Origin of the sequence: Streptomyces sp. NPDC048484 (genome assembly GCF_040651415.1) — a bacterium.
Classification (GTDB): Bacteria; Actinomycetota; Actinomycetes; order Streptomycetales; family Streptomycetaceae; genus Streptomyces.
Window position 1 is genome coordinate 45,490 of the sequence record NZ_JBEZJY010000006.1, and the last position, 25,496, is coordinate 70,985.

Sequence of the window (25,496 nt, forward strand, 5' to 3'; positions counted from 1 at the left end):
GTACCGCCTCGGGGGACCCCGGGTCCTTCGAGAGGGAAATACATGTCCGAATGTGCCGACAACACCCGTAAGGCTCGTACGACCGCGGTTCTCGCCGGGGCGGCGTTGCTCGCCCCGCTCGGGCTGCTCGCCGCGAACGGCAACGCCGCAGCGGCGGACAGCGGGGTGTGGGACCGCATCGCCCAGTGCGAGAGCGGCGGCAACTGGCACATCAACACCGGAAACGGCTACTACGGAGGACTCCAGTTCTCCGCCGGCACCTGGCGCGCGTACGGCGGTTCGGTCTACGCGTCCACTGCCGACAGGGCCTCCAGGGCACAGCAGATCGCTGTCGCCTCCAAGGTGCAGCACGCGCAAGGGTGGGGGGCCTGGCCCAGCTGCTCGGCCCGCGCGGGCGCGTCCGGCAGCGCTCCCGCGGCTTCCTCGCCCGGGGCCGCCACCACCAAGGCCGCCCCGTCGAAGCCGGCGAAGACGCCGGAACGTTCGACGGGCCACACCGGACGCGGCTCGTCCCGCGGCGACTACACCGTCCGAGGCGGTGACACGCTGAGCGGCATCGCGTCGCGGCACGGGACCACCTGGCAGCGCGTCTACGCCGCCAACAGGGCTGTCATCGGCGGGGACCCCGACGCCATCGTCCCCGGGCAGCGGCTGAAGCTCTGACCCGCGAGCCGGGGCCCCGCCGGGTCGGCCGACCGGGTGGGGCCCCACCGGCCTCCTGCGCGGCTGATCCGGGTAGCGCCGGGGCCCGCCTAGCGTGGCCCGATGTCGATCAAGCGCATGCGGTACCCGGCTGTCGTCGTCGCCGTTCTGGCCCTGCTCGCCCCCGTGGAGGCGGTCGCGGCGCCACCGCCTTCGGTGTCCGGCCCCGCGGCGGCCCAGGTGTCGTACGACTGTGCGAAGGACCGGTGGCCGTGGGGCTGCCTCGCGAAGTGCGAGAGCAACGGCCGCTGGAAGACGAACACCGGGAACGGCTTCTACGGAGGGCTGCAGTTCTGGCAGCCCACCTGGCGGGCGTTCGGTGGCCTGGCCTACGCGCCGCGGGCGGATCTGGCCACACGGAACGAGCAGATCAGGGTCGCGGAGCAAGTGGTGCGCGTCCAGGGCTTCAAGGCGTGGCCCGCCTGCGCCAAGAAGTACCGGCTCACGGGGCGGGCACATGTGGTGGAGCCGGGGGAGACCCTCGCGTCGATCGCCCGCCGGTACCGCGTCAAGGGTGGATGGAAGGCGCTCTACGAGCTCAACCGACAGATGGTCGGCCGGTATCCGGACCGACTGAATCCCGGCACGCTGCTGCGGCTGCCTAAGGGGGCGGGTCCGGGAGGGCCGCTCACTCCGCAGACCGGGAACGGGGGCACGACCGCGCCCGCCCAGAACCGGCCGGTCCGGCCGGCCCCCTCGGTCCTGCCGAGCCCTTCGGTTCCGCCAACCCCCTCCGTTCCGCCGGTCCCCTCGGTTCCGCCGGTCCCGACAGTCCCGCCAACCCCCTCGGTTCCGCCGATCCCCTCGGTTCCGCCGACCCCGACGGCCCCGCCAGTTCCCTCGACCTCGACGGCCCGCTCGACCGCGGTCGGCCCCGTCAGCCTCTTCGGCTATGTCGGTCTCGTCGGCTCCGCCGGCCCTGGAGCGTCCGCCGCCGCCGCCGAGGCCGACGTCTCCGCCGCCTCGCCGCTGAACACGACCGCGCCGCGTCGGAGTTCGTACACGATCGTCGTCCCGGAGCGCAGGCCGGGCGGCAGCCGCTGTTCGGCCACGATCACACCGGCGTCGAGGCCGCTCAGCAGCTCGTACGTGCGGGCCGCGATCACCGGGGACATGCCCTGCGAGGGCTCGTCGACGAGCACCACGCGCGCGCGTGCCAGCAGGGCGCGGGAGAGGGCGAGCATGCGCTGCTCCCCGCCGGAGAGCGTGCCCGCTCTTCGGGGCAGCAGGGCGCCCAGCCGGGGGTAGGCGTCGAGGGCGGCCGCGAAGGGCCTGCCGGAGGCCGCGAGTTCGAGGTTCTCGCGGACGGTGAGCGAGCCGAAGACCGCACGTCGGTCCGGGACGAGGCACAGACCCAGGCGGGCCCGTTCGTACGCGGGCAGTCGCGTGACGTCGGTGCCGTCCCAGACCACGGCCCCCTGGGACAGGGGCACGGTCCCGGCGAGGGCGCGCAGCGCGGTCGTGCGGCCCGAGCCGTTGCGGCCGAGCAGAACGGTGACGCCGGGGGCGGGCGCGTGGAGGGTGACGCCGTGCAGGGCCTCCAGCGGGCCGTAGCGCACGCGCGCGTGGCGCAGTGAGACACCGGTCGGGCTCAAAGGGGTGCCGACAGCGCCGCTCATCGGTCGACCACCGTACTGGGTCCTTGGAGGCCTTGGAGTACGCGGTCGGCGGGGCCGGAGGCGACGACGCGGCCCGCGGTCATGACGTGCACGGTGTCGGCGAGGTCGGCCACCAGGTCGAGATCGTGCTCGACGACGAGCAGAGCGGTGCCGTCGGCCGCCAGGGCCCGCAACACGCGGGTCAACGCGGTCACTTCGCCCGTGTCGAGCCCGGCCGCGGGCTCGTCGAGCAGCAGGACCCGCGGGCTTCCCGCGAGGGCCCGGGCCAGTTCGACACGGCGCAGGGTCCCGGTGGGCAGGCCCACCGCCGGGAGCGCCCGTACCGCCCCGTCGAGTCCGAACAGCCGCAGGGCCCGCTCCACCGCGTCCGCGTCCACGACCCGCCCCTGCTCGGCGCCCACGCGTACGTTCTCGGCCACGGTCAGGGTCGGGAAGACGGCCAGTTGCTGGAACGTGCGGGCGATGCCGAGCCGTGTCCGTGCGTGGGCGGGCAGCCGGGTGATGTCCCGTTCCCCGAGCGCGACCCTCCCCGACACAGGACGCACGGTTCCGGCGAGACAGTGGAACAGCGTGCTCTTTCCGGCCCCGTTCGGCCCGACCACCGCGGTGATCCGGCCCGGCGGGAGATCGAGGTCGACACCGTCCAGGGCGGTGAACCCGTCGTAGCCGGCGCGCAGGGCCCGGGCGCGCAGGACAGGACGGTCGGGCACCCCACGAGCGGTCCGGGGACGCAGGGGGAGCGGTGCCGTGCGCCGGCCGGTGTCGGTTCGCTCCGCCGTGCCGGAGACCCACGGATGACCGGACCCGTCGGCGGCGGCCGCGGGTGGTGGCACCGTACGCCTCACCAGCGGGCGACCGCCGGTACGCAGGCTCGCGGTGTCCGTGCCGACGGACGTTCCCGCCGCGGTCGATCCCGGAGCGGTGGCCCGCACCGCGGCCACCCCCGCCGAGGCCGCCACCCGAGGCGTGCCGGAGTCCTGGACCGCCGCGCGCAGCCGCCGCCTCACCGCGCTGCCCAGCGGGGTCAAAGTCGCCTCCCGGCGCGGCCGCAGCCGCCCGGCCGCCAGCCGCAGGGCCTCGTACGGGCCGCCGGGGAAGCGGCCCACGAGGACCGCGAGGAGTCCGACCGCCGCCGCCGCGACCCCGCCCCGGGTGCCCGCGTCCAGACCGACCAGGAGAGCCGCCGCGAGGAGCGCGCCCAGGACGCTGTCGGCACCGAGCACCACGATCGCGGCGAACCACAGCAGTCCGCGGACCGGGTCGTACGCCGCCGGGTCGAAGGCGCGCAGGCCCATGCCGAGCATGCCGCCGCCCAGCGCGGCCAGCGCGGCACCCGCCACGAAGGCCGTCAGCTTGAGCGCCGGGACGCGGACGCCCGCCGCCGACGCGCCCGCCTCGTGGTCCCGCATCGCGGCCAGGGCCCGCCCCGTACGCCCCCGGCGCAGCGCGTGGGCGGCCGGCAGCGCGCCCGCGAGCAGCACCAGTTCGAGTACGTAGTACGCGCGGTCGCCCTCGAATCCCGCCGGCCGCCCCAGGGCCAGGCCCGACGTCGCGTACGGCTGGGCGAAGACGAAGCGGCTGACGCCCACGCCCACCGCGAAGGTCGCGAGGGCGAGGGCCAGGCCGTGGCGGCCGATGGCGGGCCAGCCGGTCAGCAGGCCCAGCGGGGCCACCAGCAGCACGGCGGCCAGGAGCGCGACCAGTTCCGGCAGTTCGGGCAGGCCCGGGAAGCGTCCCGCGGCCAGCAGCGCCGTGAAGAGGGCGCCCAGACCCGCGTACGCGGCCTGGCCCAGCGAGATCTGCCCACTGCGACCCGTCACGACGACCAGGGACAGGAGAACGACGCCCAGCGCCGGCACCTGGACGGACGTGTGCAGGTCCGAGCCCGCGAAGCCCAGGGGCAGCAGGAACAGGACCACGGCGACGATCCACGCTCCCGGCGGGGTCGCCACCCGGGCCGTCGCCGTGCGCGGAAGGGCGTCCCGGGCGCCGATCCCCGGGAGCACCAACGCGGCGACCAGCAGGGCGACGACGAAGAGGTTCGCGCCCACCGCCTGGAGAAGTGGTTCCAGCCGGCCCGTCGGGTGCAGCCGGGTCAACTGGCTCTGGGCGACCCCGATGCCCAGGGCCACCACCACGGCCACCGGCAGACTGCGCATCCGGGCGGCCACCGCGACCGCCATCACCTCCATCACCAGCAGCGGCAGGCCGTACGGGTCCAGGCGTACGTACGGAGCCAGCAGCACCCCCGTCAGGCCCGCGGTGAAGGAGCCGAACGCCCAGCCCGCCGCGGCCACCCGGTCCGCGTCGACGCCGCCCAGCGCGGCGAGCGAGCGGTCGTCGACGACGGCCCGCAGCTCCCGGCCGAAGCGCGTCCAGCGGATCACCGCACCCACCCCGGCGGCCAGGACCAGCGTCACCGCCAGCTGGCCCCAGGGGTCCGCGGAGACGAGCGCCGGCGTGTCCGAGCGTGCGCCGGGGCCCCACACGAGCGCCGCCCCGCCGACGAGCAGGACGAATACGCCGATGGACGCGACGAGGGTCTGCGCGGGATCGCCGCCCAGGACGGACAGGGGCCGGAAGACGAATCGTTCCAGCGCCACGCCGATCGCCGGGGCGACCACGAGCAGCGTGAGCGGTGCGGCGAGCGCGAGCGGCCAGTCCCACTCGACGGTGAGCTGGCGCAGCAGGTAGGCGCAGACCATCGCGATCGCGCCGTGCGCGAAGTTGAGCACTCCGGTCGCCCGGTGGGTGACGACCAGCCCGATCCCGGTGAGCGCGGCCGCGCTGCCCACGGAGAGACCGGCGAGCGTGAGGTCGTACGTCAGCGACGCCATCAGCCGGCCGTCCCGGGCGACGGACCGGACGACGCCCCGGGTGACGGACCGGACGACGGGTCGTCCGAGGGGCGGTCCGACGGGTCGTCCGGGGAGCCGGCCGAGGCGGTGGGTTCACAGATCGGGCAGGGGTCGAGGTCCCCGCCCGCGAGGACCCGCGAGTCGACCGGCAGGGCCTGCGGCTTCCCGGTGACGAGCGGGCAGTCCGACCGGTGCCACAGGGTGCCGCCCGGCACCATCAGCAGGTCCCCGCTGACGGCCACCGGTGCGGCGGCCGCCTGTCCGGCGACGGTCCCGTCGGCGTCGGCGGGACCGGCCGCCACCAGAAGCCCGTACAACTCCTCGACGCGGGCCCCCGCGAGAGCGTTCCTGCCGTGGGTGAGGAGGATCGCGCCGGCGATGATCAGGGCCGCTCCCGGCACCGTGCAGGACGCGAGATACGGCAACTGCCGTTCCGCGTACCGCTCGCCGGAGATCCCGTACCAGCCCAGGACGCACAGCACCGCGCCCGCGGCGAGCGCGGCCCACCCGGCCCACAGGACGGGAGCTGATCCGGCCGGGGATGTGACACAGGCTCTCAGTCGAGCAGTCCGCATGGGGGGCTCCACATGATGTGTCCGGCTGTATGCGTGCGGCTGTCTTCCAAGTCCGCCGACGGACAAGCACTATGCCTTCTGGAAGCTGACCCTGAAAGCTCCGGGCGCACATGGCCCGGACCGACACCCGGTGGTGAGCCAGATGGTTCTCGGGAGCGATCTCAGGCGGGGAACGGGCCGGGGGCTGGTGGTGGCGGTTCTCGTCCTCGCCCCGGCTCTCACGGCGTGCGGCGACGACAGCGGCGGTGACGACACGAATCCGCCCTCGGCCTCCGCGGAGCGGCCCACGACGGCCGAGCCGAGTCCGAGCGCGAGCGCGCCGGACGACCCGGCGGCGGCCGGGAAGGAGATCAAGAAGAACTGGAAGAAGTTCTTCGACCCCGCGGTCCCCACGAAGGACAAACAGGCCGTCCTGGAGAACGGCGACGCGATGGGCCAGGTACTGAAGGGCTTCAGCGGTGACAAGCGCGGCGGGCAGGTGGAGGCGACGGTCGGCAAGGTCGCCTTCACCTCGCCGACCGAGGCGAACGTCACGTACACGCTCACCCTGAAGGGCGCCACGGTCATGCCGGACGCCGCCGGGACCGCCGTCGAGCAGAACGACACGTGGAAGGTGTCCGTCAAGACGCTGTGCGGTCTTGTCACTCTGAGCGGCAATGCGTCGCCGGGCCCGGGTTGCTGAATCCGCTGTCGCAGGCTTGTCGGGCTTGCTGCTCCTGGTGGGCACGGCCTGCGGCAGCCGCCTCCCGGAGAGCGACTTCGGGGACCGGCCGGACCGGGCGCCCACCCGCGGCGCCGCGGAGCCGATCCGGGTGGGCGTCATCACGAGCGCCACGAGTCCGGTCGGCGGCAACGCCTTCACCGGACCGCGCGACGGCGCGAAGGCCTACTTCGACGCCCTGAACGCGCGCGGCGGCATCGACGGACGCAGGGTCGAGGTCCGTATGTGCGACGACGGCGGCAGCGGAGTCGGCAACAACGAGTGCGTGCACCGGCTCGTCGACGAGGACAAGGTGGTGGCCCTCGTCGCCACGACGGCCCTCGACTACGCGGGGGCCTCCCGGGTGGCACGCGCGCGCGTGCCCGACATCGGCGGGCAGCCCATCGGCGCGGCCTACGACACGTATCCGCACCTCTACGGGATCTACGGCAGCCTCGCCCCGCGGAACGGAGAGCCCGGCTGGGACGGCAAGTTGTACGGCGGCACCGAGATCTACCGCTGGTTCAAGCGGGAGCAGGGCGCCCGTACGGCGGCCGTCGTCTCGTACAACCAGTCCGCGTCGGCGGCGTACGCCCGGCTCGTCACCCGGGGCCTGAAGGCCGAGGGCTACAAGGTCGTCACCGAGCAGGTCGACTTCGCGCTGCCCAACTTCCGCGCGGTGGCGGCAGACCTGAAGGAGCAGGGCGCCGACCTCGTCTTCGACGCCATCGACACCTACGGCAACGCGCAACTGTGCAAGGCGATGGACGACGTCGGCGCCGAGGTCCTCGCCAAGGTCACCAACGTGCAGAACTGGACGTCCACGGTCCGCGAGGACTACAAGGACGCGCCGCGCTGCCGCAACGCCCTGTGGGCGACCGGCGCGAGCCGTAACTACGACGACACGGCCACGGGCCACGACGCCGTACGGGAGTTCCGGGACGGTACGAAGGCCCTGAAGACCCGCTCCCAGTGGCAGCTGGAGGGCTGGGCCGCCGCGATGTGGTTCACGGACGCGGCCCGGTCCTGTGCCGGAAAGGGCGTCACGCGCGCGTGTGTCGACCGTTTCATGACCGCGGGAAAGCCGTACACCGCCGAGGGCCTGCTGCTGCCGGTCCGGTTCGAGCACCTGTCCGAGCCGCCGAGGACGCGCAGGGCCTGCCTGTCGGTGGCCCGCTGGGAGGACGCCCGGGGATGGGTGAGCCAGGGGGACATGAACGACGAGTGCCAGGACGTTCCGCAGCTCTCCTACGAGCCCTGATGCGCACCGGCGCCGAAAGGTTCCCCGACATGGTTACCAATGGCGCAACTGTTGGGCCACAGAGTGATAAGTGAACCCAACCTTCCCCTCCGGTCCCGGGTCTAACCCTCTGGTAGCTGGATGAGCCGGAGATACGGGGACGCATGCAGATTTCTTTCCTGATACACAACGCCTACGGAATCGGCGGGACGATCCGGACGACGTACAACCTTGCGAACACCCTTGCCGAGCAGCACGATGTCGAGATCGTCTCCGTCCTCCGCCACCGCGACGAGCCGGTCTTCGCGCGGAATCCGCGCGTGCGCCTGCGCCACCTCGTCGACGTACGAAAGGGCGGCCCCGGATACGAGGGCGACGACCCCGAGCATCTCGCGCCGGCCCGGGTCTTCCCGAAGGGAGAGCTCCGCTACGACCAGTACAGCGCCCTGACCGACCGCCGTATCGCGGAGCACCTTTCGACGGTCGACGCCGATGTCGTGGTCGGCACCCGCCCCGGCCTGAACGTGCATCTGGCCCGCGAGACCAGGCGTGGCCCGATCCGCGTCGGCCAGGAGCACCTCACTCTCGACAGCCACTCCGTCCGGCTGCGCACGGAACTGCGCGGCGCCTATCCCCGGCTCAACGCGGTCATCACGACCACGGAGGCGGACGCCGGCGCGTACCGCACGAAGATGCGGCTGCCCGGTGTGCATGTCGAGGGTGTGCCCAACTCGGTGCCCGCGCCCGGCATAGAGCCCGCGGACGGCTCCGGCAAATGGGTCGTCGCGGCGGGACGGCTCGCCCCGGTCAAGCGGTACGACCTGCTGATCAAGGCCTTCGACCTGGTGCGCGCCCAGCGGCCCGACTGGCGCCTGAGGATCTACGGCAGTGGAAAGCAGAAGGACAAGCTGCGCCACCTCATCGACGAACGCGGCCTCTACAACCACGTGTTGCTGATGGGAGCGGCTCACCCCATCGAGCCGGAGTGGGCCAAGGGCTCCATCGCCGCCGTCACCTCCAGTCTCGAGTCCTTCGGTATGACCATCGTCGAGGCCATGCGCTGCGGCCTGCCCGTCGTCTCCACCGACTGCCCGCACGGCCCGGGGGAGATCATCGACAACGGCGTGGACGGGCGCCTGGTGCAGGTCGGAGACGTCCAGGCCATCGCCGGGGGTCTGCTCGAACTCATCAACGACGACGCGCTGCGCCGCAAGATGGCGGAAGCGGCGCTCAAGGACTCCGAGCGTTTCGATCCGTCGCGGATCGCCGAGCGCTACGAGTCGATCTTCGACGGTCTCGTCTCGCGCGGCGGCAACTCGAAGGTGGGCCGTGTGCGGGGCTCGCTGCACCGCACCAGGGGGGCGCTGCTCGGTGGCGCGTATGCCGTTCGGGATGCCGGATTGACCGTACTCGGGAAGGAGCGTTCCGCGTGATGACTCCGGTTCCACAGACCGCACCCCGGCCCACCGACGAGGACGCCGCCATGTCTCTGCGCGCCGACTGTGTCGCCGACTCCGCGGGCGGGCTCACCTTCGACATGCCCGAGCCGGGGGAGACCGGTGACACGCACCTCGTGCTGCGGCACCGCGACGGCGTCCAGGAGGTCCGGCTGCCGCTCGCCCCGGCCGCCGACGGCCGCCTGCGCGCCGCGCTGCCCAGCGGTGTCGAATTGCCCGAGGGCCGCTGGGACGCCTTCGCGCAGACCGCCGGTGGTGATCCGCAGCGCCTGACGCCCGGCCTCAACGACCTGCGTTCACTCGTCGACCGGGTGCCGAGCGGCGCCCGCGGACATGTCGCCGTCCGCATCCCGTACCCGACCAAGCACGGCAACCTCTCGGTCCGCAGCTGGCTGCGTGCCCCGCACGCGGAGGCCGGCGAACTGCACATAGGAGAGGGTGGCGAGCTGGGCGTCGACGGCCAGGTGTACGGGGTCACGCTCACCCCGGACGCGTACGCCGAGCTGACCGGTCGCGAGGAGGCGGAATCCCGGCGGGCCGAGGTCCACCGGGACGGCGCGGAGTTCCGCTTCTCCGTGGCCTGCACCGGGCTGCCCGAGGGGATCTGGGATCTGTGGCTGCGCCCGGCGGGGGAGACCGGGCCGCGGGTACGGATCGCACGGCTGCTCGACGACATCGCCGACAAGAAGACCATCTACACGTACCCGAAGGTCACATGGGAGACGGAGTACGGCCCGGTGGAGGCCGGGCCGTACTACACGAGCGACAACAACCTCTCGGTGTCCGTCAGCGCGGTGACTGCCTAGCGGCCTTGTTCCAGTGGCTCTGTCTCCAGGGCCTTGCGGACAGCAGCTGTCCGCAGGGCCCTGGCACGCTCGGGCGCTTGGTGGAGACCTCGGCACGGCTTCAGGACTGCTCGGGACCGGCTGTCGGACGCTCTTGGCCGAAGCGGAGCTGCGGACTCTCCTCCTGGCCGGAGCGGGTCTGGGGCGGCGTGATCGCCGCGAGCTGCGGATGGTGCAGGTCGAACGCCGGCGACTCGGAGCGGATCCGGGGAAGCGTGGTGAAGTTGTGCCGCGGCGGCGGGCACGAGGTCGCCCACTCCAGCGAGCGGCCGAAGCCCCAGGGGTCGTCGACGTCGACCTTCTCGCCGTACCTGGACGTCCTCCAGACGTTGTAGAGGAACGGCAGCGTCGACATGCCCAGCAGGAACGCGCCGATCGACGAGAGGGTGTTGAGCGCGGTGAACCCGTCGGCCGCCAGATAGTCGGCGTAGCGGCGCGGCATGCCCTCCGCGCCCAGCCAGTGCTGCACCAGGAACGTGGTGTGGAAGCCGACGAAGAGCGTCCAGAAGTGGATCTTGCCGAGCCGTTCGTCGAGCATCTTCCCGGTGAACTTCGGCCACCAGAAGTAGAAGCCGCCGAAGGTCGCGAAGACGACGGTGCCGAACACCACGTAGTGGAAGTGCGCCACCACGAAGTACGTGTCCGTGACGTGGAAGTCCAGCGGCGGCGAGGCCAGGATCACCCCCGTCAGACCGCCGAACAGGAACGACACCAGGAAGCCCGTCGCCCAGAGCATGGGTGTCTCGAAGGACAGCGACCCCTTGAGCATCGTGCCGGTCCAGTTGAAGAACTTCACCCCGGTCGGCACGGCGATCAGGAACGACACGAACGAGAAGAACGGCAGCAGCACGGCGCCCGTCGCGAACATGTGATGGGCCCACACGACCACGGACAGACCGGTGATGGCCATCGTGGCGCCGACCAGCGTCAGATAGCCGAAGATCGGCTTCCTGCTGAACACCGGGATGATCTCCGTGATGATCCCGAAGAACGGCAGCGCGATGATGTAGACCTCGGGATGCCCGAAGAACCAGAAGAGGTGCTGCCACAGCAGCGCCCCGCCGTTGGCCGAGGCGAAGACCTGTGAGCCGAACCGCCGGTCCGCCTCCAGGACCAGGAGCGCCGCGGCGAGCACCGGGAACGCCATCAGGACCAGGATCGACGTGAACAGCGTGTTCCAGGTGAAGATCGGCATCCGGAACATCGTCATGCCGGGCGCGCGCATCCCGATGATGGTCGTCAGGAAGTTCACCGCGCCGAGGATCGTGCCGAAGCCGGCCAGCGCGAGACCCATGATCCACATGTCGGCGCCGATCCCGGGCGACCGTTCCATGCTGTTCAGCGGCGCGTAGGCGAACCAGCCGAAGTTCGCGGGCCCGTCGGGCACCAGCAGCGAACTCAGCACGATCAGCCCGCCGAAGAGGAACAGCCAGTAGGACAGCATGTTCAGCCGGGGGAAGGCGACGTCGGGCGCGCCGATCTGCAGCGGCATGATCTCGTTGGCGAAACCGGCGAAGGTCGGCGTCGCGAAGAGCAGCAGCATGATCGTGCCGTGCATCGTGAACATCTGGTTGAACTGGTTGTTGTCGAGCAGCTGCAGACCGGGGCGGGCCAGCTCGGCGCGCATCAGCAGGGCCATCACGCCGCCGACCAGGAAGAACGCGAACGACGTGATCAGATAGAGGTGGCCGATCTTCTTGTGGTCGGTCGTGGTCAGCCAGTCCACGACCAGCCGCCCCGGCCGCTTCACCTGCGCGGACCGTACCGCCGCTCGTGCGGTGTCCGTCCCCATCGTTGCCCCCTCGCTCGTCGCGTCCCGGGCCTCCTGAAGATCACGTCATGACGCTCACGCCATGAAGCCCACGCCATGAAGCCCACGCCATGCAGCACCCGGCGTGAAGCACCCGCCATGATGCTCGCGAGCACCGCGCTCCGACAGGGGGCGTACCCGGTTTCTGTGCTTGAAGCAGGTAATTCCCGCCGCGGGCCAACTTCCGTGTGGCGCCGCGGAATCGGAAAGAAAAAGGCGCGGACGCGCGCTCGGCACCCCGCTTTTCCCCGGGTATTCCGGGCCGCGGACAAGACGGTCCAGGACGCTTCAGAATTACGTTCGAAGGCGGGCGGAGCACGTACGGAACCGCCCGAACGGGTGTCGTTGTCCTGTGACAGAAGCGTGACCGGAGGGGGACCGGTTACGGATGGTGGCGGGCTCGGGGTTCCCCGTCCGCATCGCGGCGCCTAACGTGGCGGCATGGCACCGATTCCCACTCCTCCCGCAGAGCCCGCCGACACTCCGGACACGTACGTCGGACTGGAGGCGGACGGCGCCGAGCGGCAGGCCCGCGCACGTGGCTGGTCCACCGTACGGTCGTTGCCGCCGGGCGCGATCATCACGATGGAGTACCTCGTGGGCCGGCTGAACTTCGAGGTCGCCGACGGTCGTGTGACGCGCTGCTGGAAGGGCTGACCGCCCCCGCGTGGGTGCGTACCGGTACCGCCGTTCCGGGGGTACCTCCCGCGCGTTGAGCTGTGGGGGAGCTCAGCCGCCCGTCAGGGGGCGGGCCGAAGCGGTGCCACGTGTCACTCGGTCCGACTGCGGCGGCCGGCGACTGCCGATGGGCGTGACCGGGGTGCGCTCCGAGCGGGCGAGGTGCGGGCCCGGCGCGAGGTAACCCGGCGGCCTGGGCGGCCGGGCGGCGGCCACCGGCTCGCGCACGGCGGGCTCCTGATCGCCGGCCGGGCCGGGGGAGAGCGCCCCGGGGGCCTCCACCGGGGCGACCGGAACCGCGGCAGGAACCGAGGCCGGGGTCGGGGCCGGGGCCTTCGTACGGCGGCGACGGTCGAGCAAGGTGTCGCGCAGGTCGAAGACCAGGGCCTCCGCACGCGCGATCAGCGGCTCGAACCAGGGCAGCCCCAGCAGGATCAGCAGCCCCGCGACCCAGCCGAGCACCACATCGCTCAGCCAGTGCGTACCCAGGTACACGGTGGTCAGGCCGACACCGAGGGAGACCACGGCGGAGAAGGCCGACAGCCAGCGGCGGGCGCGCGGCGTCGAGGCCAGGTAGGCGAGGATGCCCCAGGTCACGACGGCGTTGGCGGTGTGACCCGAAGGGAATATGTCGCCGCCCAGCCACATCTCGTTCGAGCCGACGCCGGTCGCGTAGTGCGGACCGAGGCGGCCCATGCTGATCTTGGCGGCGCCCACCGTGAGGTTCAGCAGCAGCAGTGAGGCGCCCAGCGTGAGCAGCGGGCGAAGGGTGTGCTGCCGCCAGGAACGCCAGCCCAGCCAGGCCGCGATCATCACGGCGGTGGGGCCCCGCTGGCCCAGCACCACGTAGTAGTCGAGGAACGCGTGGATCTCCGGCCACTGCTGGTACGGCCGGAAGAACATGACCTGCCAGTCGAGCCGGACCAGCCACGAGGTGACCACGATGGCCCACACGATGGCCGCGTAGAAGGCGAGCGTGGACGCGAAGAGGACCACTCGGTGCCGGCTCATCCTGGGCACGTCGATGTGGGCCGGTCGTTCCGGCTCACGGTCCAGCCGGGCGAAGACCCGGTCCAGACGAGTCAGCTTTCGTTCGGTACGCACTCAATCGACGTTACAGCGAGTGAGGTGTGTTGCAGGCCGAAGCACCCTCTTTGTGATGACGATGTGATGTGGGATTGCTCTCAGACGGTGGTTTATTGCCATGGATTATGGAATCCCCCGTCCGCTCTTCCTTCAATTCGATTGATCATTCTGGGGCGGAGTTTTATGGCACTTATTAATTCGTTCACCGAATGCTCGCGTGCCCTTCTCCCGGCGCTCACCGGCAACCGAGCGTGATCACGGCGGACCCGAGCCGTTCAGCCAGTAGGCGCCGTACGCCGCCGACGCCACCGCCACACACCCGAGCACCCACGCCGACCTGGACGTTCGCAGCCCGGCCAGGGCCAGGGCGAGGGGCAGGAGCAGGGGGAAAGCGGGCAGCAGAAGGCGTGGTTTCGAGCCGAAATAGCTCGACGCGCACAGGGCGAGGACGGTGACGGCCCCCGCGTACACCAGGAGCGGCAACGGCTGCCGCTGCCGTACGCAGGCCACGTACAGCCGAATGAGCAGACCGACGCCGATGATGAGACCGATCCCGGCCAGGGCCGACGGGAACGAGGTGAACTTGTCGGCGACGAACCGGGCGAAGGCGTAGCCGCCGTCGAAGCCGTTGCGCCAACCCGCCTGGACGTCGAGATAGCCCAGTGGGCCGCCACCCGTGCGACGACCGACCCACAGGACGTAGCCGGCCGCACCGAGGGGCGCGATCAGCATCGCCAGGGCGCGCCGCCATCTGGGGGCGCCGTCCCGCGCCGGCCCGCTCCGCTCCCCTACGAAAGAGGCGATGGCCGTCACCCATATGGCCGCAACGACCGCCGCGCCCACCGGTCGGGTCAGTCCGGCCAGTGCGGCGAGCAGGCCCGCGGTCAGCCAGCGGCCGGTCAGGACCGCGTACAGCGACCAGGCCGCGAGCGCCGTGAACAGCGACTCGCTGTACGCCATCGACTGCACGATCCCGACGGGCAGGACGGCCCACACCAGCACGGTGCAGACCCCGGCCCTCGATCCGTACACGTGGTCCGCGACCGCGAAGATCCCCCAGGCCGCCGCGAGCGAGGCGACCGTGCTCACCAGCAGGCCCGCGTCCGCGTACGACAGCGGGGACACCGCCGACACCGCCCGTTCCAGCCAGGGCAGCAGGGGGAAGAAGGCGAGGTTCGAGTGCACGTCGCCGTTCGGCAGGCGCACCTCATAGCCGTAGCCCAGTTCGGCGACCCTGGTGTACCAGAGGGAGTCCCAGCGGGCCGAGAGCAGCTGGTGGGGGCTCTCGTCCCGGGTGGCGCTCCACACCGCGAGCGCCACCAGGCCCAGCGCACGCACCGCCGCGTACCCGAGGAGAGCGGGTGCGGCGCGGTGCCAGGACGGCCCCGGACGGGGTGGCGCGACGGGCGTTGCGAGATCGGTCACGGGCCCGATTATCGAGGGCCCTCGGGGCCGTGCGTCCCGGCGGGGGCGCGCTCGGACACCGGGGAGCGTGGCGCACGCCACACAGGCGCCAGGAGAACGTGAGAGGTCCGCCACCCGACGCCGACGGGAACTCGCGTACTCTGGCCGCTCACTCGCCTTTGTTGCGTGGGCCGGGACACCGCTCCTCCCGAGCCGCAGCCGCAGGGAGTCCCCACCCAGCGGATCCGCCGAACGCGAGGGAACATCTGGGAGGTACGTACATGTCCGGGACGACCACGGCCGCCGCGCGTCGCCGTCGGGAGACCGGGGCCGGTGCAAACCGCTGGGTCGTCCTTGTGGTGCTGTGTGTCAGCCTGCTCCTGGTCGCCGTCGACGCCACCGTGCTCCATGTCGCGGTTCCCGCCGTCACCGAGGACCTCACACCCGGCGCGATAGAGCTGCTCTGGATCGTCGACATCTACCCGCTCGTCTGCGCCTCGCTGCTGATCCTCTTCGGCACACTGGGCGACCGGATCGGCCGCAGACGGGTCCTCCTCCTCGGATACGCCCTCTTCGGCGTCGCGTCCGCCGTCGCGGCGGTCGCCGACAGCGCGGAGATGCTGATCGCGGCGCGCGCCCTGCTCGGCGTCGGCGGCGCGATGATCATGCCCGCGACGCTCTCCATCCTGCGGCAGGTCTTCCCCGACCGGCGTGAGCGAGCGTTCGCGATCGGCGTCTGGAGCGCCGTCGCCGCGGTGGGCGCGGCCGTCGGTCCGCTCCTCGGCGGGTTCCTCCTTGAGCACTTCTGGTGGGGCTCGGTCTTCCTCATCAACATCCCGCTGATGCTCGTCAGCCTTCCCGTCGGACGGCTGCTGCTTCCCGAGTCGACGGGTGAGCGCGACGGGCCGTGGGACGTCGTCGGCGCGCTGATGGCCGCGGCCGGGCTCTTCGGCGTCGTCCTCGGCGTGAAACGGCTCGGCGGCGGAGAGGCCCCGCTGAGCGTTTTCACCGCGGTGCCGCTGATGGCGGGTGCCGGACTCCTCGTCGCCTTCGTACGACGCCAGCGGCGGCGCTGGCATCCGCTGATCGACCTGAAGATGTTCTCGCGGCCCGCCTTCAGTACCTCCGTCGGATGCATCGTGCTGGCGATGCTCGCGCTGGTCGGGCTCGAACTGATCGCCGCGCAGTATCTCCAGCTGGTGCTGGAGCTCTCCCCGCTGGAGACCGGGCTGCGACTGGTGCCGCTGACCATCGCCGCGATGGCCGCGGGCCTGGTCGGGGCGAAGATGCTGCAGCGCTTCGGGCCGCGGACCATGGTCTGTGCCGGGTTCTGTCTCACCGCCGCCGCGGTCGTCACGCTGACGGCGATGGGAACCGAGGACAACGCTCCACTGCTGCTGACCGGGTTCGTGATGCTCGGCTTCGGGCTTGAGGTCACGCTCTTCGGCGCGTACGAGTCGATGCTGAGCGAGGCGCCGCCGGAGCAGGCCGGCGGGGCGGCGGCGATCGGTGAGACGTCGTACCAGCTCGGGGCGGGTATCGGGATCGCGCTCCTCGGGAGTGTGATGAACGCGGCGTACGCGCCCGGACTCGCCACCGTTCCCGGGGTGCCCGCCGGGGAGTCCGCTGCGGCGAGGCATTCCCTGGGGGAGGCGTACGAGGTCGCCGACCGGCTTGGCGGAGGGCCGGGAGACGCCTTGCGGGAGGCGGCTCGGCACGCGTTCGTGCAGGGACTCCACATGACGTTGCTGGTGAGTGCGGGGCTGCTGTTGCTGGGGGCGCTGCTGGCGCTGCGGTTGCCCCGGGCGATGGAGTGTGCGGAGCCCTCGACGGGGTCCGCGGCGGGGTCAGCGGCCGGGGTGCCCGGGCCTCGGGAGGCGTCGGGGGCGCCTGTGCGGGCCCGCTGACGGCCGGTTGCCGGGCCTGGTCGTCGCGGTCCCGCTGTTGGCGGCTGCGGGTCCGTGATACGGCCCTGGACGTGCGTCACGCTGCAGTCGTAACGTCGGGCTTGCCCTTGGTTAACAGTGCTAGTTTTCCGTCGGAGGCCTCCAGTGCCCGCTTCCCCTTCCTCCCCTTCCTCCCCTTCCTCTTCCGCTTCCTCGAAGCTGCCGCCGTTCGATCCCGCTGATCCGCTCGGTGTCGACGACCTGTTGAGCGTGGAGGATCTGGCCGTCCGGGACACCGTGCGGGCCTGGGCGGCGGATCGGGTGCTGCCCCATGTCGCCGAGTGGTACGAGAAGGGGGAGCTGCCGGAGATCCGGGAGCTGGCGCGGGAACTGGGCGGCATCGGTGCCCTCGGCATGTCGCTCGACGGGTACGGGTGCGCGGGAGCCTCCGCCGTGCAGTACGGCCTCGCTTGTCTGGAGCTGGAGGCCGCCGACTCCGGGATCCGCTCGCTCGTCTCCGTGCAGGGGTCGCTCGCGATGTACGCGATCCACCGGTTCGGGAGTGAGGAGCAGAAGCAGACCTGGCTGCCGCGGATGGCTTCAGGCGAGGTCATCGGCTGCTTCGGGCTGACCGAGCCCGACCACGGCTCCGACCCCGGCGCCATGCGGACGTACGCCAAGCGGGACGGCGGGGACTGGGTCCTCACCGGGCGCAAGATGTGGATCACCAACGGTTCCGTGGCGGGCGTGGCCGTCGTGTGGGCGCAGACCGACGACGGGATCCGCGGGTTCGTCGTGCCGACCGACCGCCCCGGGTTCTCCGCGCCGGAGATCAAGCACAAGTGGTCACTGCGGGCGTCGGTCACCAGCGAGCTGGTGCTCGACGAGGTGCGGCTGCCCGCCGATGCCGTACTGCCCGAGGTCACCGGCCTCAAGGGGCCGCTCAGCTGTCTGTCCCACGCGCGGTACGGGATCGTGTGGGGTTCGATGGGCGCCGCGCGGGCGAGTTTCGAGGTGGCGGTGGAGTACGCGAAGACGCGTGAGCAGTTCGGACGGCCCATCGGCGGGTTCCAGCTCACCCAGGCCAAGCTCGCCGACATGGCGGTCGAACTGCACAAGGGGATTCTGCTGGCCCACCACCTGGGCCGGCGGATGGACGCGGGACGGCTCCGTCCCGAGCAGGTCAGTTTCGGCAAGCTCAACAATGTACGAGAAGCGATCGACATCTGCCGTACGGCACGGACGATCCTCGGCGCCAACGGGATCTCGCTCGAATACCCCGTGATGCGCCACGCGACGAACCTCGAGTCGGTGCTGACCTACGAGGGCACCGTCGAGATGCACCAGCTGGTACTGGGCAAGGCGCTCACCGGTCTCGACGCGTTCCGGTAGGACGTTTCCCACCGCGCGCGGCGCCGAGAGGCCGGTCCGGTGAGCATGCCTTGCCTCAGCTCTGGTTGAAGAAGCCGTCCACGCGACGGGCGGCGGGTTCCCCGCTGACGATCTCGGTGTCGGCGGGGGTCAGCAGGAAAACCCGGTTCGACACGCGCTCGATCGAGCCGCGCAGGCCGAAGATCAGGCCGGCCGCGAAGTCGACGACGCGCTTGGCGTCGGCCGCCTCCATGGCCGTGAGGTTCATGATGACGGGAACGCCGTCGCGGAAGAGTTCACCGATGCCACGGGCGTCCCGGAAACTGTCCGGGGTGACCGTGCCGATCCGTCGGCCCTTCTCCTCAGCGGCTTCCGATGCCACCTTGACCCGCGGGTCCGTGACCCAGACCTCCCGGCTCCCGGTCTCGGATCCTTCGGCGTAGTCGTCGTCGTAGTAACGCTCGTCATCGTTGTCGTCGACGAGGCCAAGCCAGGCACTCGCCTTGCGCACCGATCCCATGGACGCCTCCTCTCACAGCGGTCTTTCTTCTTTCCGCATCCCCATGGTCGTCCATGATGCGGATGTCGCGCCAAGGGGATAGACGCCGCGCGGGGGTTTCGTGACGGTACTGGTGCACAGCGAATACGTCGAGAGGCCGCGTACCCCAAGGGTCGTGAGGTACACCGCTGCTGACTGAGAGTGAAATATGATTTCTCGCGGCGGACGGGTGACGACTGGTGCGTCCGGGTGAACGGAGCGGTCGATACGATGCCGCAGCTCAACGTCGTACACACCACGGGGGATCGTCGTGTTCGGAATCGTCAGGCCCTGCCGTCATCGGCTCGGGGAGAACCTCACCTCCCAATGGATGGCGCATTTGTGCGGGCTTTGCCTCGCGTTGCGTGGGGATCACGGGCAGTTCGCACGGGTCGTCACGAACTACGACGGCCTGCTGATATCCGTTCTGACGGAGGCTCAGGTCGCGCCCGGAGAAGAGCGGCGGCGCACGGCGGGGCCTTGTCCATTGCGTGGAATGCGAAGCGCGTCGGTCGCTCAGGGTGAGGGCGCGCGGCTCGCCGCCGCCGTTTCGCTGGTGCTCGCCTCGGCGAAGATGCGCGATCATATGGCCGACGGGGACGGACTGCTGGCGCGTCGGCCGGTGGCGCTCGCCGCCGGACGGGTCGCCGCGAACTGGGGCCGGGCGGGCGCCAGGACCGGCTCCGCCGTCGGGTTCGACACCGCCGTACTGGTCGACGCGGTGGACCGGCAGGTGGGCATCGAGGCGCTTGCCGGGCCCGGCACCTCGCTGCTGACCGTCACCGAGCCGACCGAGACCGCGACCGCCGCGGCCTTCGCGCACACCGCGGTGTTGGCCGGCCGGCCCGGCAACGCGGAGCCGCTCGCCGAGGCCGGCCGGCTCTTCGGGCGCCTCGCCCACCTGCTGGACGCCGTGGAGGACAGGGAGGCCGACGCCGCGGCGGGGGCCTGGAATCCGCTGACCGCCACCGGGGCGTCCCTGCCGGAGGCCCGGCGCCTGGCCGATGACGCGCTGCACGGGATACGGCTCGCGCTGCGCGATGTCGAGTTCACTGACGCGAAGCTGGCGCACGTACTGCTCGCCCACGAGCTGCGGAACTCGGTGGACCGGGCGTTCGGCACCACGTCCTGCTCGCACGGAGCCGAGCGGCACGACGCCGAGCGACACGGTCCCGAACCGCACGGCGCCGAGCTGTACGGGCCGCCGCCGGGCAACCCCTACGCGCCGTCCGGACCCGGCGGTCCGCCCCGCCGCCCGAGCCGCCGCGCCGCGACCGGCGCGGACTCCTCGCGGGCTGCGCCGTGTGGATGGGCCTGGCCTGTACGTGCCAGATGTGCTGCGGCGAGTACCGCGACCCCTGGTCCGGGGAGCAGAAGCCGGGCCACTGCCGGAGCTGTGCCAACTGCGACGGCTGCTGTGATTGCTGTGAAGGTTGCGACTGCTGCTGTGACGGTTGCGGATGCGATTGCAGTTGCTGACAGCTCACGCCGGGCGTCCAGTGGTCAGTGACCAGCGATTGACAGTGGCGGAGCGTCAGTTTTTGATCTCCGACGGTGAGGCCGCAGGAGCGCGAGGGGAGGGGTGCGCGTGTGAAGGCGTGGAGACAGGTGGAGACAGATGCAGGCAGGCGGAGACAGCTGCGGAAATCGCTGAAGGCGCCCGCCCTCGAAGAGCTCGGGCGCGCAGTGGGTCAGCTCAACAGGACGAGGACCACACTCGACCGAAGTCGATGTGGGAGCGCGTGACCAGCCACTGCTGCGAATGCATGCGCATGAGTTGAACAGGTATTCGTTTGCTCGTCAACTGACTTGAGACGCGCCGCTCACAGTGTGGACAGCCTTGACAGGCGGGGGAAATGCCCCCGTAGTCTCGACGGACGGTCCTGCTGAGGGGCTCGGCCGTGCATGCCGTACGACGCCCTCGGGCGTCCGGTGTGACCTGCGTGACCTGTGTGAAGGCGTCACCCGTGTTCGACCCGACGCATCACGGAGCCTTCGCATGTCCTCGCACACCCTCATCAGGGGAATCACCCGAGAATCATCAGCCGCACAGTGGCCGGCCCTTCGCGTGTGCGAGGTGGGGTCCCGGTGAGGCCGTCGCTCGTCATCGTGGGAGCGGGGCCGAGAGGGGCCGGGCTCCTGGAGCGGGTTGCCGCCAACGCGCCCGAGGTGTACGCCGGTTCGGGACTCGCAGGTCCGGGCGTCGGCGTGCATCTCGTGGACCCCGCCGACGGGCGCGTCCTCGACCGGTCGGGCACCCCGCACCCACGGCGCTTCGCGCTCGGGCCGCACACGGACGCCCGGGGTTCCGGCGCGTTTTCCCGGCCGCGTACCGGAGGGCCCGCCTTCCGGCAGAACTACGCCACCGCGCGTGCCGTGCCCGCCTTCCTGCGCGACCTCTCCTGTCGCACCGCCGCCGCGTAACCGCAGTCGCGCAGCGCATCCCGCACGGCGCATCACACGCCCCGATTCCGGCTTTCCTCTCATCTTCCTTCCCTCCCACCCCATCTTCCTTCCCTCCCGCTCTTCCCTTTCGGCCGAGGACTCCATGTCGCTGACCAGTGATCCACCCTCAGAAAGGTTCTCCTCATGAGCGCACCGAACGGCCGGGGGCTTCTGCACCTGGCCGCAGCAGTCGACCAGGAGGCGGCTCATGACGCGTCCGTCCACGTGGAGTTGACGCGGCTCGCGGAGCGTGGCGGGTTCGACTTCGTGACGCTGGGCGACGCCTTCGCGCGGCCCGGGCTCGACGCGCTCGCCGTGCTGGCGCGGGTCGCGCCCGCGACGAGACGTATCGGTCTGGTGCCGAGCGTGACCACCACGCACACCGAGCCGTTCCAGGTCCAGGCTGCCGTGGCGACCCTCGACCGGGTGAGCCGCGGCCGGGTCGGCTGGTGTATCGACGTGTCGACCACCGAGGGGGAGGCCCGCCTCTTCGGCCGTCGGCACGCCGCGCTCGCCGATGCCCTGTGGCACGAGGCGGGACAGGCCGCTGACCCGGCCGCCCGGCTGTGGGACAGCGGGGAGGACGACGCCGGGACACGCGACGGGTCGACAGACCGCTTCATCGACCACGACAGGCCGCGCCATGTCGACTTCGAGGGGGACACCTTCTCCGTACGCGGCCCGTCGACCGCGCCCGGGCCACCGCAGGGGCACCCTGTGCGGGTCGTCGACGCCACGGACCGGCGTGCCCGTGCGGCCGCGGCACGGTATGCGGACGTGGCGCTGGTCCAAGGCACGAACCCGGCACAAGTCGGCGCGGTACGAGCCGAGTTGCACGCCTCTGCGCTCGCGCACGGCCGGAACCCGGACGAACTGCGTGTCCTGGCGGCCCTCACCGTCGATCTCGGTGGCGGCGAGTGCGCGGCGGAGCCGGGCCACGGCGGGGGTGGCCCCCGGCAGAGCGCGCGGGGCCCGCTGTACCGGGGCGGTCCCGTCGACCTCGCCGAACTGATCGCCGCCTGGCACGAGACCGGTGCCGCCGACGGCTTCCACCTCGCCCCCGTCGAGCCCGGCCGTGACCTGGAACGCCTGGTCAACGGCACGGTCGCACTGCTTCAGCACCGCGGGCTCTTCCGCACCTTCTACCCGGGCAGCACCCTCCGCGAGCACCTGGGGCTGGCCCGGCCCGCGCATCGGTACGCGTGACCATCGGTACGCGTGACAGCGTGAACAGGGGAAACGTGTGGAAGGGCTGATCACATGACGACGGACGCATCCGAGGACTGGAAGCACTGGCACGAGCACCGCACCGAGACGGTGTCCGCGCCCTACGGCCCGCTCGCGCTCAGCGGTACGCACTGGGTCGATGATCACCCGAAGGGGCGACTTCCGGACATGCCCGGGCGGTGGACCGTGGACGGCGGCGCGGTCCTGCTGACGGCCGAGGAGTCCGACGGCGTGCTCGTGGACGGGCGGCCCCTGGCGGGCGAGGTCCGGCTCGGAGCACACCTCGGTCCGGCCGGCGAGGCCCGCGTCGCGCACGGCGGGCGCCGGTTCGTCGTCCTCGTACGCGAGGGCATCTGGGGCGTACGCGATTTCGACCCCGCCTCCCCGGCCCGGCAGGCGTTCCGTGGCATCGAGGCCACCCCGTACGATCCACGCTGGTCGGTACCGGGGCGCTGCACGCCGTACCGGGAGAGCCGCACCGTACGCGTGGGGAACGCCGACGGTCGTGAGCGGGGACTCGGGCTCGGTGGCGAACTCGCCTTCACGCTGGACGGGCAGGACCACACACTGCAGGTGACGGTCCAGGAGGACGGCTCGCTGTGGGCTGTTTTCGGCGACGCCACGAGCGGGCGCGGCAGTTACCGCTTCCGGTTCCTGCGACCGGCGGCGCCCGACGCGCAGGGGCGCACGACAGTGGACTTCAACCGGGCCCTGCTTCCGCCGTGCGCATTCGCGGACCACTTCATCTGCCCATTTCCGCCGCCGGGGAATACTCTGGGCGCTGAGATCGCGGCCGGAGAGCGCAATCTGCTCCGGTAGTCCGCACTGGTTAATCAACAATGGCCAATCCGCACGGGTCAATCCGCACAGGCCAGTCACCACGGGCCAATCCGCACCTGTCAATCCGCAGGGAACCTCACGCATCGGCGCCTAAAAGATCAATTCCCGTAGGACATGCGCAAGTTGAACGCCGCACGGCCGAAAGGCGCCCTTGCGTCTTTTGGGTGGGCGGCCGAATATTCCCCCCAGCGCCTTGTCAGGGGCACGGCGTATCCGGAATCCGGACATGCTGCCTCTGACGTGCGCCTCACGGGCCCCGACCCCACGCGGGCCCCCGACTTCCCTTTGGAGGGAACGAGCAGTGAGGACCAAGCGCACCACCCCCCGTAGTGGCATAGCGAGACGGACCCGGCTGATCGCCGTGACCACCGGACTCGTGGCCGCGGCCGCGTTCACCGTCCCCTCGGCGAACGCGAGCGACGCGACGACGTTCAGCACGTCCCAGCTGAAGAGCGCCAACTCCTCGGTCCTCAAGGCCGATGTGCCGGGTACCGCCTGGGCGACCGACGCCAAGACCGGCAAGGTCGTGGTCACGGTCGACAGCACCGTCTCCAAGGCGGAGATCGCGAAGATCAAGCGGGCCGCGGGCACCAACGCCGACGCCCTGCAGATCAAGAGCACGCCGGGCAAGATCAACAAGCTGATCAAGGGTGGCGACGCCATCTATGCGAGTAGCTGGCGCTGCTCCCTCGGCTTCAACGTCAAGAACAGCGCGGGAGCCGACTACTTCGTGACCGCCGGTCACTGCACCGACGGCGCCGGCACCTGGTGGTCGAACTCCGGGCACACCACCACCCTCGGCCCGACGGCCGGATCCAGCTTCCCGACCAACGACTACGGGCTGGTGCGCTACTCCAACACCACGATCGCCAAGGCGGGCACCGCCGGCAGCGTGGACATCACCAGGGCCGCCACCCCGGCCGTGGGCACCAACGTCATGCGCACCGGTTCCACCACCGGTACGCATACCGGACGTGTCACAGCCCTCAACGCGACCGTCAACTACGGTGGCGGCGACGTCGTCTACGGCATGATCCAGACCAATGTCTGTGCCGAGCCCGGCGACTCCGGCGGTTCGATGTACGGCAGCAACGGTGTCGCCTACGGTCTGACCTCCGGCGGCAGCGGCAACTGCACCTCCGGCGGCACGACGTTCTTCCAGCCGGTCACCGAGGCACTGAGCGCCTACGGCGTCCACGTGTTCTGACCGGTACGCGCCAGAGCGACACCGGCGCGGCCTGACCTGCAGCCAGCAGCAGACGAGCCCCCGCACACCGTTCGCGGTGCGGGGGCTCGTCTGCTGCCGCTCAGGTGTCCGCCCGTGGTGTCGCGCACAGCCAGTCCAGTACGTCCGGGAGGGCCTCCAGCGCCGAGAAGTGGCCGCCCTTCGGGTCCAGGACCGGGCGGGCGCGGGGGATGTGCCGGGCCAGCCACTCGAAATGGCTCACCGGGGAGAAGGCGTCCTCGGCGCCGTGCCACAGCAGCACGGGGCGGGTGATGCGTGCCGGGTCGAAGCCCCAGTGGCTCAGCAGCGCGAGGCTGTCGTCGAGCCACCCGTACGCCGAGGTGCGCAGTGCCTCACGGTAGTTGCGCAACAGCATGTCGCTCATGGCCGGGGTGGAGATGATCCGCCGGTCGGAGTCGGTGAGGCCGTCCCGGATCGACACGAGGAGCTGGGCCGGGTCCGCCCGGATCGCGGCGGCTCGGGCCGCGAGCCGCTCCGCGAAGTCCACGGGGTCGGTCAGCGCCCGCGTGTACTCCTCGACGCTGGACTCCGCCATCCCCTCGAACCAGTTCAGCCCCTCGGCGGCGGGCGGCGCGAGGCTCACCATCGCGGCGGCCCGCCGCACCCGGGTCGGCAGCAGCGCCGCGCAGGCCAGCGCGTGCGGGGCGCCGCCCGACCGGCCAAGGACCGCGAACCGGCCGAGCCCGAGTGCGTCGGCCAGCGCGGCCACGTCCCGCGCCGCCTGCGCCACCCGGCGTCCGGGGCCACGGTCGGAATCCCCGTACCCGGGGCGGTCGTACGCGATGAACCGCACTCCGGGGCGTGCCTCGATCATGCCGTGCGGCACCGCCCCGAGCCGGCAGCCCGGTGTGCCGTGCAGCAGCACCACCGGCGTGCCGCCCGGGTCGCCCCACTCCTCGAACGCCAGTCGCCGTCCGTCCCGCATCCGTATCCCGCTCGGCACCTCTGTCCTCCATCTCCCGTTCGCCT

Annotated in this window: 20 protein-coding genes and 3 pseudogenes; 14 read left to right on the plus strand and 9 right to left on the minus strand. The window is 71.3% G+C overall.

Annotated features, from left to right (window positions below):
- The first annotated feature begins 42 nt into the window (after window positions 1-42).
- On the plus strand, window positions 43-663 hold the full coding sequence (locus tag AB0D14_RS07765) for a transglycosylase family protein (protein WP_362775883.1): 621 nt from the start codon (window positions 43-45) through the stop codon (window positions 661-663).
- A gap of 89 nt (window positions 664-752) precedes the next feature.
- On the opposite strand, the gene AB0D14_RS07770 is transcribed toward AB0D14_RS07765, so the two are convergent.
- The gene (locus tag AB0D14_RS07770) at window positions 753-965 is read right to left on the minus strand and encodes a hypothetical protein (protein WP_362776215.1); all 213 of its coding nucleotides are present in this window, start codon (window positions 963-965) and stop codon (window positions 753-755) included.
- Here AB0D14_RS07770 and AB0D14_RS07775 point away from each other — a divergent pair.
- Window positions 883-1,245, plus strand: a pseudogene (locus AB0D14_RS07775) (transglycosylase family protein); the annotation flags it as partial. The gene AB0D14_RS07770 and the pseudogene AB0D14_RS07775 sit on opposite strands and share 83 nt — an antisense overlap.
- Window positions 1,246-1,592: 347 nt before the next feature.
- Here AB0D14_RS07775 and AB0D14_RS07780 read toward each other — a convergent pair.
- From AB0D14_RS07780 to AB0D14_RS07790, 3 genes are read right to left on the minus strand one after another with little or no spacing between them, the layout of a single operon-like run.
- Window positions 1,593-2,321 (minus strand): ATP-binding cassette domain-containing protein, encoded by a 729-nt coding sequence (locus AB0D14_RS07780; protein ID WP_362775885.1) that lies wholly within the window; start codon window positions 2,319-2,321, stop codon window positions 1,593-1,595.
- Window positions 2,318-5,158: a branched-chain amino acid ABC transporter permease/ATP-binding protein gene (locus AB0D14_RS07785; protein ID WP_362775886.1), complete on the minus strand. Its 2,841-nt coding sequence runs from the start codon at window positions 5,156-5,158 to the stop codon at window positions 2,318-2,320. Before AB0D14_RS07785 ends, AB0D14_RS07780 begins: the two co-directional genes overlap by 4 nt.
- Window positions 5,158-5,754 carry a hypothetical protein gene (locus AB0D14_RS07790; RefSeq protein ID WP_362775887.1) on the minus strand — a complete coding sequence of 199 codons (597 nt, stop codon included), beginning with the start codon at window positions 5,752-5,754 and terminating at the stop codon, window positions 5,158-5,160. The genes AB0D14_RS07785 and AB0D14_RS07790 overlap by 1 nt, the downstream gene beginning before the upstream one ends.
- A gap of 142 nt (window positions 5,755-5,896) precedes the next feature.
- On the opposite strand from AB0D14_RS07790, the gene AB0D14_RS07795 reads away from it, so the two are divergent.
- The 4 genes from AB0D14_RS07795 (at window position 5,897) to AB0D14_RS07810 (ending at window position 9,957) form a co-directional block, all read left to right on the plus strand.
- Window positions 5,897-6,436, plus strand: coding sequence for a hypothetical protein (locus AB0D14_RS07795; protein WP_362775889.1), 540 nt, complete (start codon window positions 5,897-5,899; stop codon window positions 6,434-6,436).
- Window positions 6,411-7,715, plus strand: a complete 1,305-nt coding sequence (locus AB0D14_RS07800) for an ABC transporter substrate-binding protein (RefSeq protein ID WP_362775891.1) — start codon at window positions 6,411-6,413, stop codon at window positions 7,713-7,715. Before AB0D14_RS07795 ends, AB0D14_RS07800 begins: the two co-directional genes overlap by 26 nt.
- A gap of 143 nt (window positions 7,716-7,858) precedes the next feature.
- The gene (locus AB0D14_RS07805; protein WP_362775892.1) at window positions 7,859-9,127 is read left to right on the plus strand and encodes a glycosyltransferase family 4 protein; all 1,269 of its coding nucleotides are present in this window, start codon (window positions 7,859-7,861) and stop codon (window positions 9,125-9,127) included.
- Window positions 9,127-9,957, plus strand: a complete 831-nt coding sequence (locus AB0D14_RS07810) for a hypothetical protein (RefSeq protein WP_362776195.1) — start codon at window positions 9,127-9,129, stop codon at window positions 9,955-9,957. Before AB0D14_RS07805 ends, AB0D14_RS07810 begins: the two co-directional genes overlap by 1 nt.
- Before the next feature lie 100 nt (window positions 9,958-10,057).
- Here the strand turns inward: AB0D14_RS07810 and ctaD are convergent, their stop codons facing one another.
- Entirely contained in the window at window positions 10,058-11,788 is a 1,731-nt protein-coding gene (gene ctaD / locus AB0D14_RS07815; protein ID WP_362775894.1) for a cytochrome c oxidase subunit I, read from the minus strand.
- Window positions 11,789-12,247: 459 nt separating this feature from the next.
- Between ctaD and AB0D14_RS07820 the strand changes: the two genes are divergently transcribed.
- Window positions 12,248-12,463: an I78 family peptidase inhibitor gene (locus AB0D14_RS07820; RefSeq protein WP_362775895.1), complete on the plus strand. Its 216-nt coding sequence runs from the start codon at window positions 12,248-12,250 to the stop codon at window positions 12,461-12,463.
- 72 nt (window positions 12,464-12,535) lie between these two features.
- On the opposite strand, the gene AB0D14_RS07825 is transcribed toward AB0D14_RS07820, so the two are convergent.
- On the minus strand, window positions 12,536-13,588 hold the full coding sequence (locus AB0D14_RS07825; protein WP_362775897.1) for a phosphatase PAP2 family protein: 1,053 nt from the start codon (window positions 13,586-13,588) through the stop codon (window positions 12,536-12,538).
- A gap of 237 nt (window positions 13,589-13,825) precedes the next feature.
- On the minus strand, window positions 13,826-14,995 hold the full coding sequence (locus AB0D14_RS07830; protein ID WP_362775899.1) for a glycosyltransferase family 39 protein: 1,170 nt from the start codon (window positions 14,993-14,995) through the stop codon (window positions 13,826-13,828).
- A gap of 260 nt (window positions 14,996-15,255) precedes the next feature.
- Here AB0D14_RS07830 and AB0D14_RS07835 point away from each other — a divergent pair, with 260 nt between their 5' ends.
- Window positions 15,256-16,881 carry an MFS transporter gene (locus AB0D14_RS07835; protein ID WP_362775901.1) on the plus strand — a complete coding sequence of 542 codons (1,626 nt, stop codon included), beginning with the start codon at window positions 15,256-15,258 and terminating at the stop codon, window positions 16,879-16,881.
- Between the two features lie 198 nt (window positions 16,882-17,079).
- Complete coding sequence (locus AB0D14_RS07840) at window positions 17,080-18,252, plus strand: acyl-CoA dehydrogenase family protein (RefSeq protein ID WP_362776197.1); 1,173 nt, start codon at window positions 17,080-17,082, stop codon at window positions 18,250-18,252.
- A gap of 55 nt (window positions 18,253-18,307) precedes the next feature.
- On the opposite strand, the gene AB0D14_RS07845 is transcribed toward AB0D14_RS07840, so the two are convergent.
- Complete coding sequence (locus AB0D14_RS07845) at window positions 18,308-18,751, minus strand: cell division protein SepF (RefSeq protein ID WP_107021161.1); 444 nt, start codon at window positions 18,749-18,751, stop codon at window positions 18,308-18,310.
- Window positions 18,752-19,100: 349 nt separating this feature from the next.
- On the opposite strand from AB0D14_RS07845, the pseudogene AB0D14_RS07850 reads away from it, so the two are divergent.
- From AB0D14_RS07850 to AB0D14_RS07870, 5 genes and pseudogenes are all read left to right on the plus strand, one after another.
- A pseudogene (locus AB0D14_RS07850) lies at window positions 19,101-20,248 on the plus strand (DUF5685 family protein).
- 738 nt (window positions 20,249-20,986) lie between these two features.
- A pseudogene (locus tag AB0D14_RS07855) lies at window positions 20,987-21,193 on the plus strand (adenylate cyclase); the annotation flags it as partial.
- A gap of 165 nt (window positions 21,194-21,358) precedes the next feature.
- Window positions 21,359-22,420 carry an LLM class flavin-dependent oxidoreductase gene (locus AB0D14_RS07860; protein ID WP_362775903.1) on the plus strand — a complete coding sequence of 354 codons (1,062 nt, stop codon included), beginning with the start codon at window positions 21,359-21,361 and terminating at the stop codon, window positions 22,418-22,420.
- Window positions 22,421-22,474: 54 nt separating this feature from the next.
- The gene (locus AB0D14_RS07865) at window positions 22,475-23,260 is read left to right on the plus strand and encodes a DUF1684 domain-containing protein (protein ID WP_362775905.1); all 786 of its coding nucleotides are present in this window, start codon (window positions 22,475-22,477) and stop codon (window positions 23,258-23,260) included.
- A 322-nt stretch (window positions 23,261-23,582) separates the two neighbouring features.
- Window positions 23,583-24,488: a S1 family peptidase gene (locus AB0D14_RS07870; RefSeq protein ID WP_362775907.1), complete on the plus strand. Its 906-nt coding sequence runs from the start codon at window positions 23,583-23,585 to the stop codon at window positions 24,486-24,488.
- A gap of 100 nt (window positions 24,489-24,588) precedes the next feature.
- On the opposite strand, the gene AB0D14_RS07875 is transcribed toward AB0D14_RS07870, so the two are convergent.
- The gene (locus AB0D14_RS07875; protein WP_362775908.1) at window positions 24,589-25,470 is read right to left on the minus strand and encodes an alpha/beta hydrolase; all 882 of its coding nucleotides are present in this window, start codon (window positions 25,468-25,470) and stop codon (window positions 24,589-24,591) included.
- Between the last annotated feature and the right edge of the window lie 26 nt (window positions 25,471-25,496).

What these genes read in the sequence shown, in the direction of transcription:
- AB0D14_RS07765 (WP_362775883.1), top strand. Translation starts at nt 43, where the DNA reads ATGTCCGAATGTGCCGACAACACCCGTAAGGCTCGTACGACCGCGGTT.
- AB0D14_RS07780 (WP_362775885.1), bottom strand. Translation starts at nt 2,321, where the DNA reads ATGAGCGGCGCTGTCGGCACCCCTTTGAGCCCGACCGGTGTCTCACTG.
- AB0D14_RS07785 (WP_362775886.1), bottom strand. Translation starts at nt 5,158, where the DNA reads ATGGCGTCGCTGACGTACGACCTCACGCTCGCCGGTCTCTCCGTGGGC.
- AB0D14_RS07790 (WP_362775887.1), bottom strand. Translation starts at nt 5,754, where the DNA reads ATGCGGACTGCTCGACTGAGAGCCTGTGTCACATCCCCGGCCGGATCA.
- AB0D14_RS07795 (WP_362775889.1), top strand. Translation starts at nt 5,897, where the DNA reads ATGGTTCTCGGGAGCGATCTCAGGCGGGGAACGGGCCGGGGGCTGGTG.
- AB0D14_RS07800 (WP_362775891.1), top strand. Translation starts at nt 6,411, where the DNA reads ATGCGTCGCCGGGCCCGGGTTGCTGAATCCGCTGTCGCAGGCTTGTCG.
- AB0D14_RS07805 (WP_362775892.1), top strand. Translation starts at nt 7,859, where the DNA reads ATGCAGATTTCTTTCCTGATACACAACGCCTACGGAATCGGCGGGACG.
- AB0D14_RS07810 (WP_362776195.1), top strand. Translation starts at nt 9,127, where the DNA reads ATGACTCCGGTTCCACAGACCGCACCCCGGCCCACCGACGAGGACGCC.
- ctaD (WP_362775894.1), bottom strand. Translation starts at nt 11,788, where the DNA reads ATGGGGACGGACACCGCACGAGCGGCGGTACGGTCCGCGCAGGTGAAG.
- AB0D14_RS07820 (WP_362775895.1), top strand. Translation starts at nt 12,248, where the DNA reads ATGGCACCGATTCCCACTCCTCCCGCAGAGCCCGCCGACACTCCGGAC.
- AB0D14_RS07835 (WP_362775901.1), top strand. Translation starts at nt 15,256, where the DNA reads ATGTCCGGGACGACCACGGCCGCCGCGCGTCGCCGTCGGGAGACCGGG.
- AB0D14_RS07845 (WP_107021161.1), bottom strand. Translation starts at nt 18,751, where the DNA reads ATGGGATCGGTGCGCAAGGCGAGTGCCTGGCTTGGCCTCGTCGACGAC.
- AB0D14_RS07860 (WP_362775903.1), top strand. Translation starts at nt 21,359, where the DNA reads ATGAGCGCACCGAACGGCCGGGGGCTTCTGCACCTGGCCGCAGCAGTC.
- AB0D14_RS07865 (WP_362775905.1), top strand. Translation starts at nt 22,475, where the DNA reads ATGACGACGGACGCATCCGAGGACTGGAAGCACTGGCACGAGCACCGC.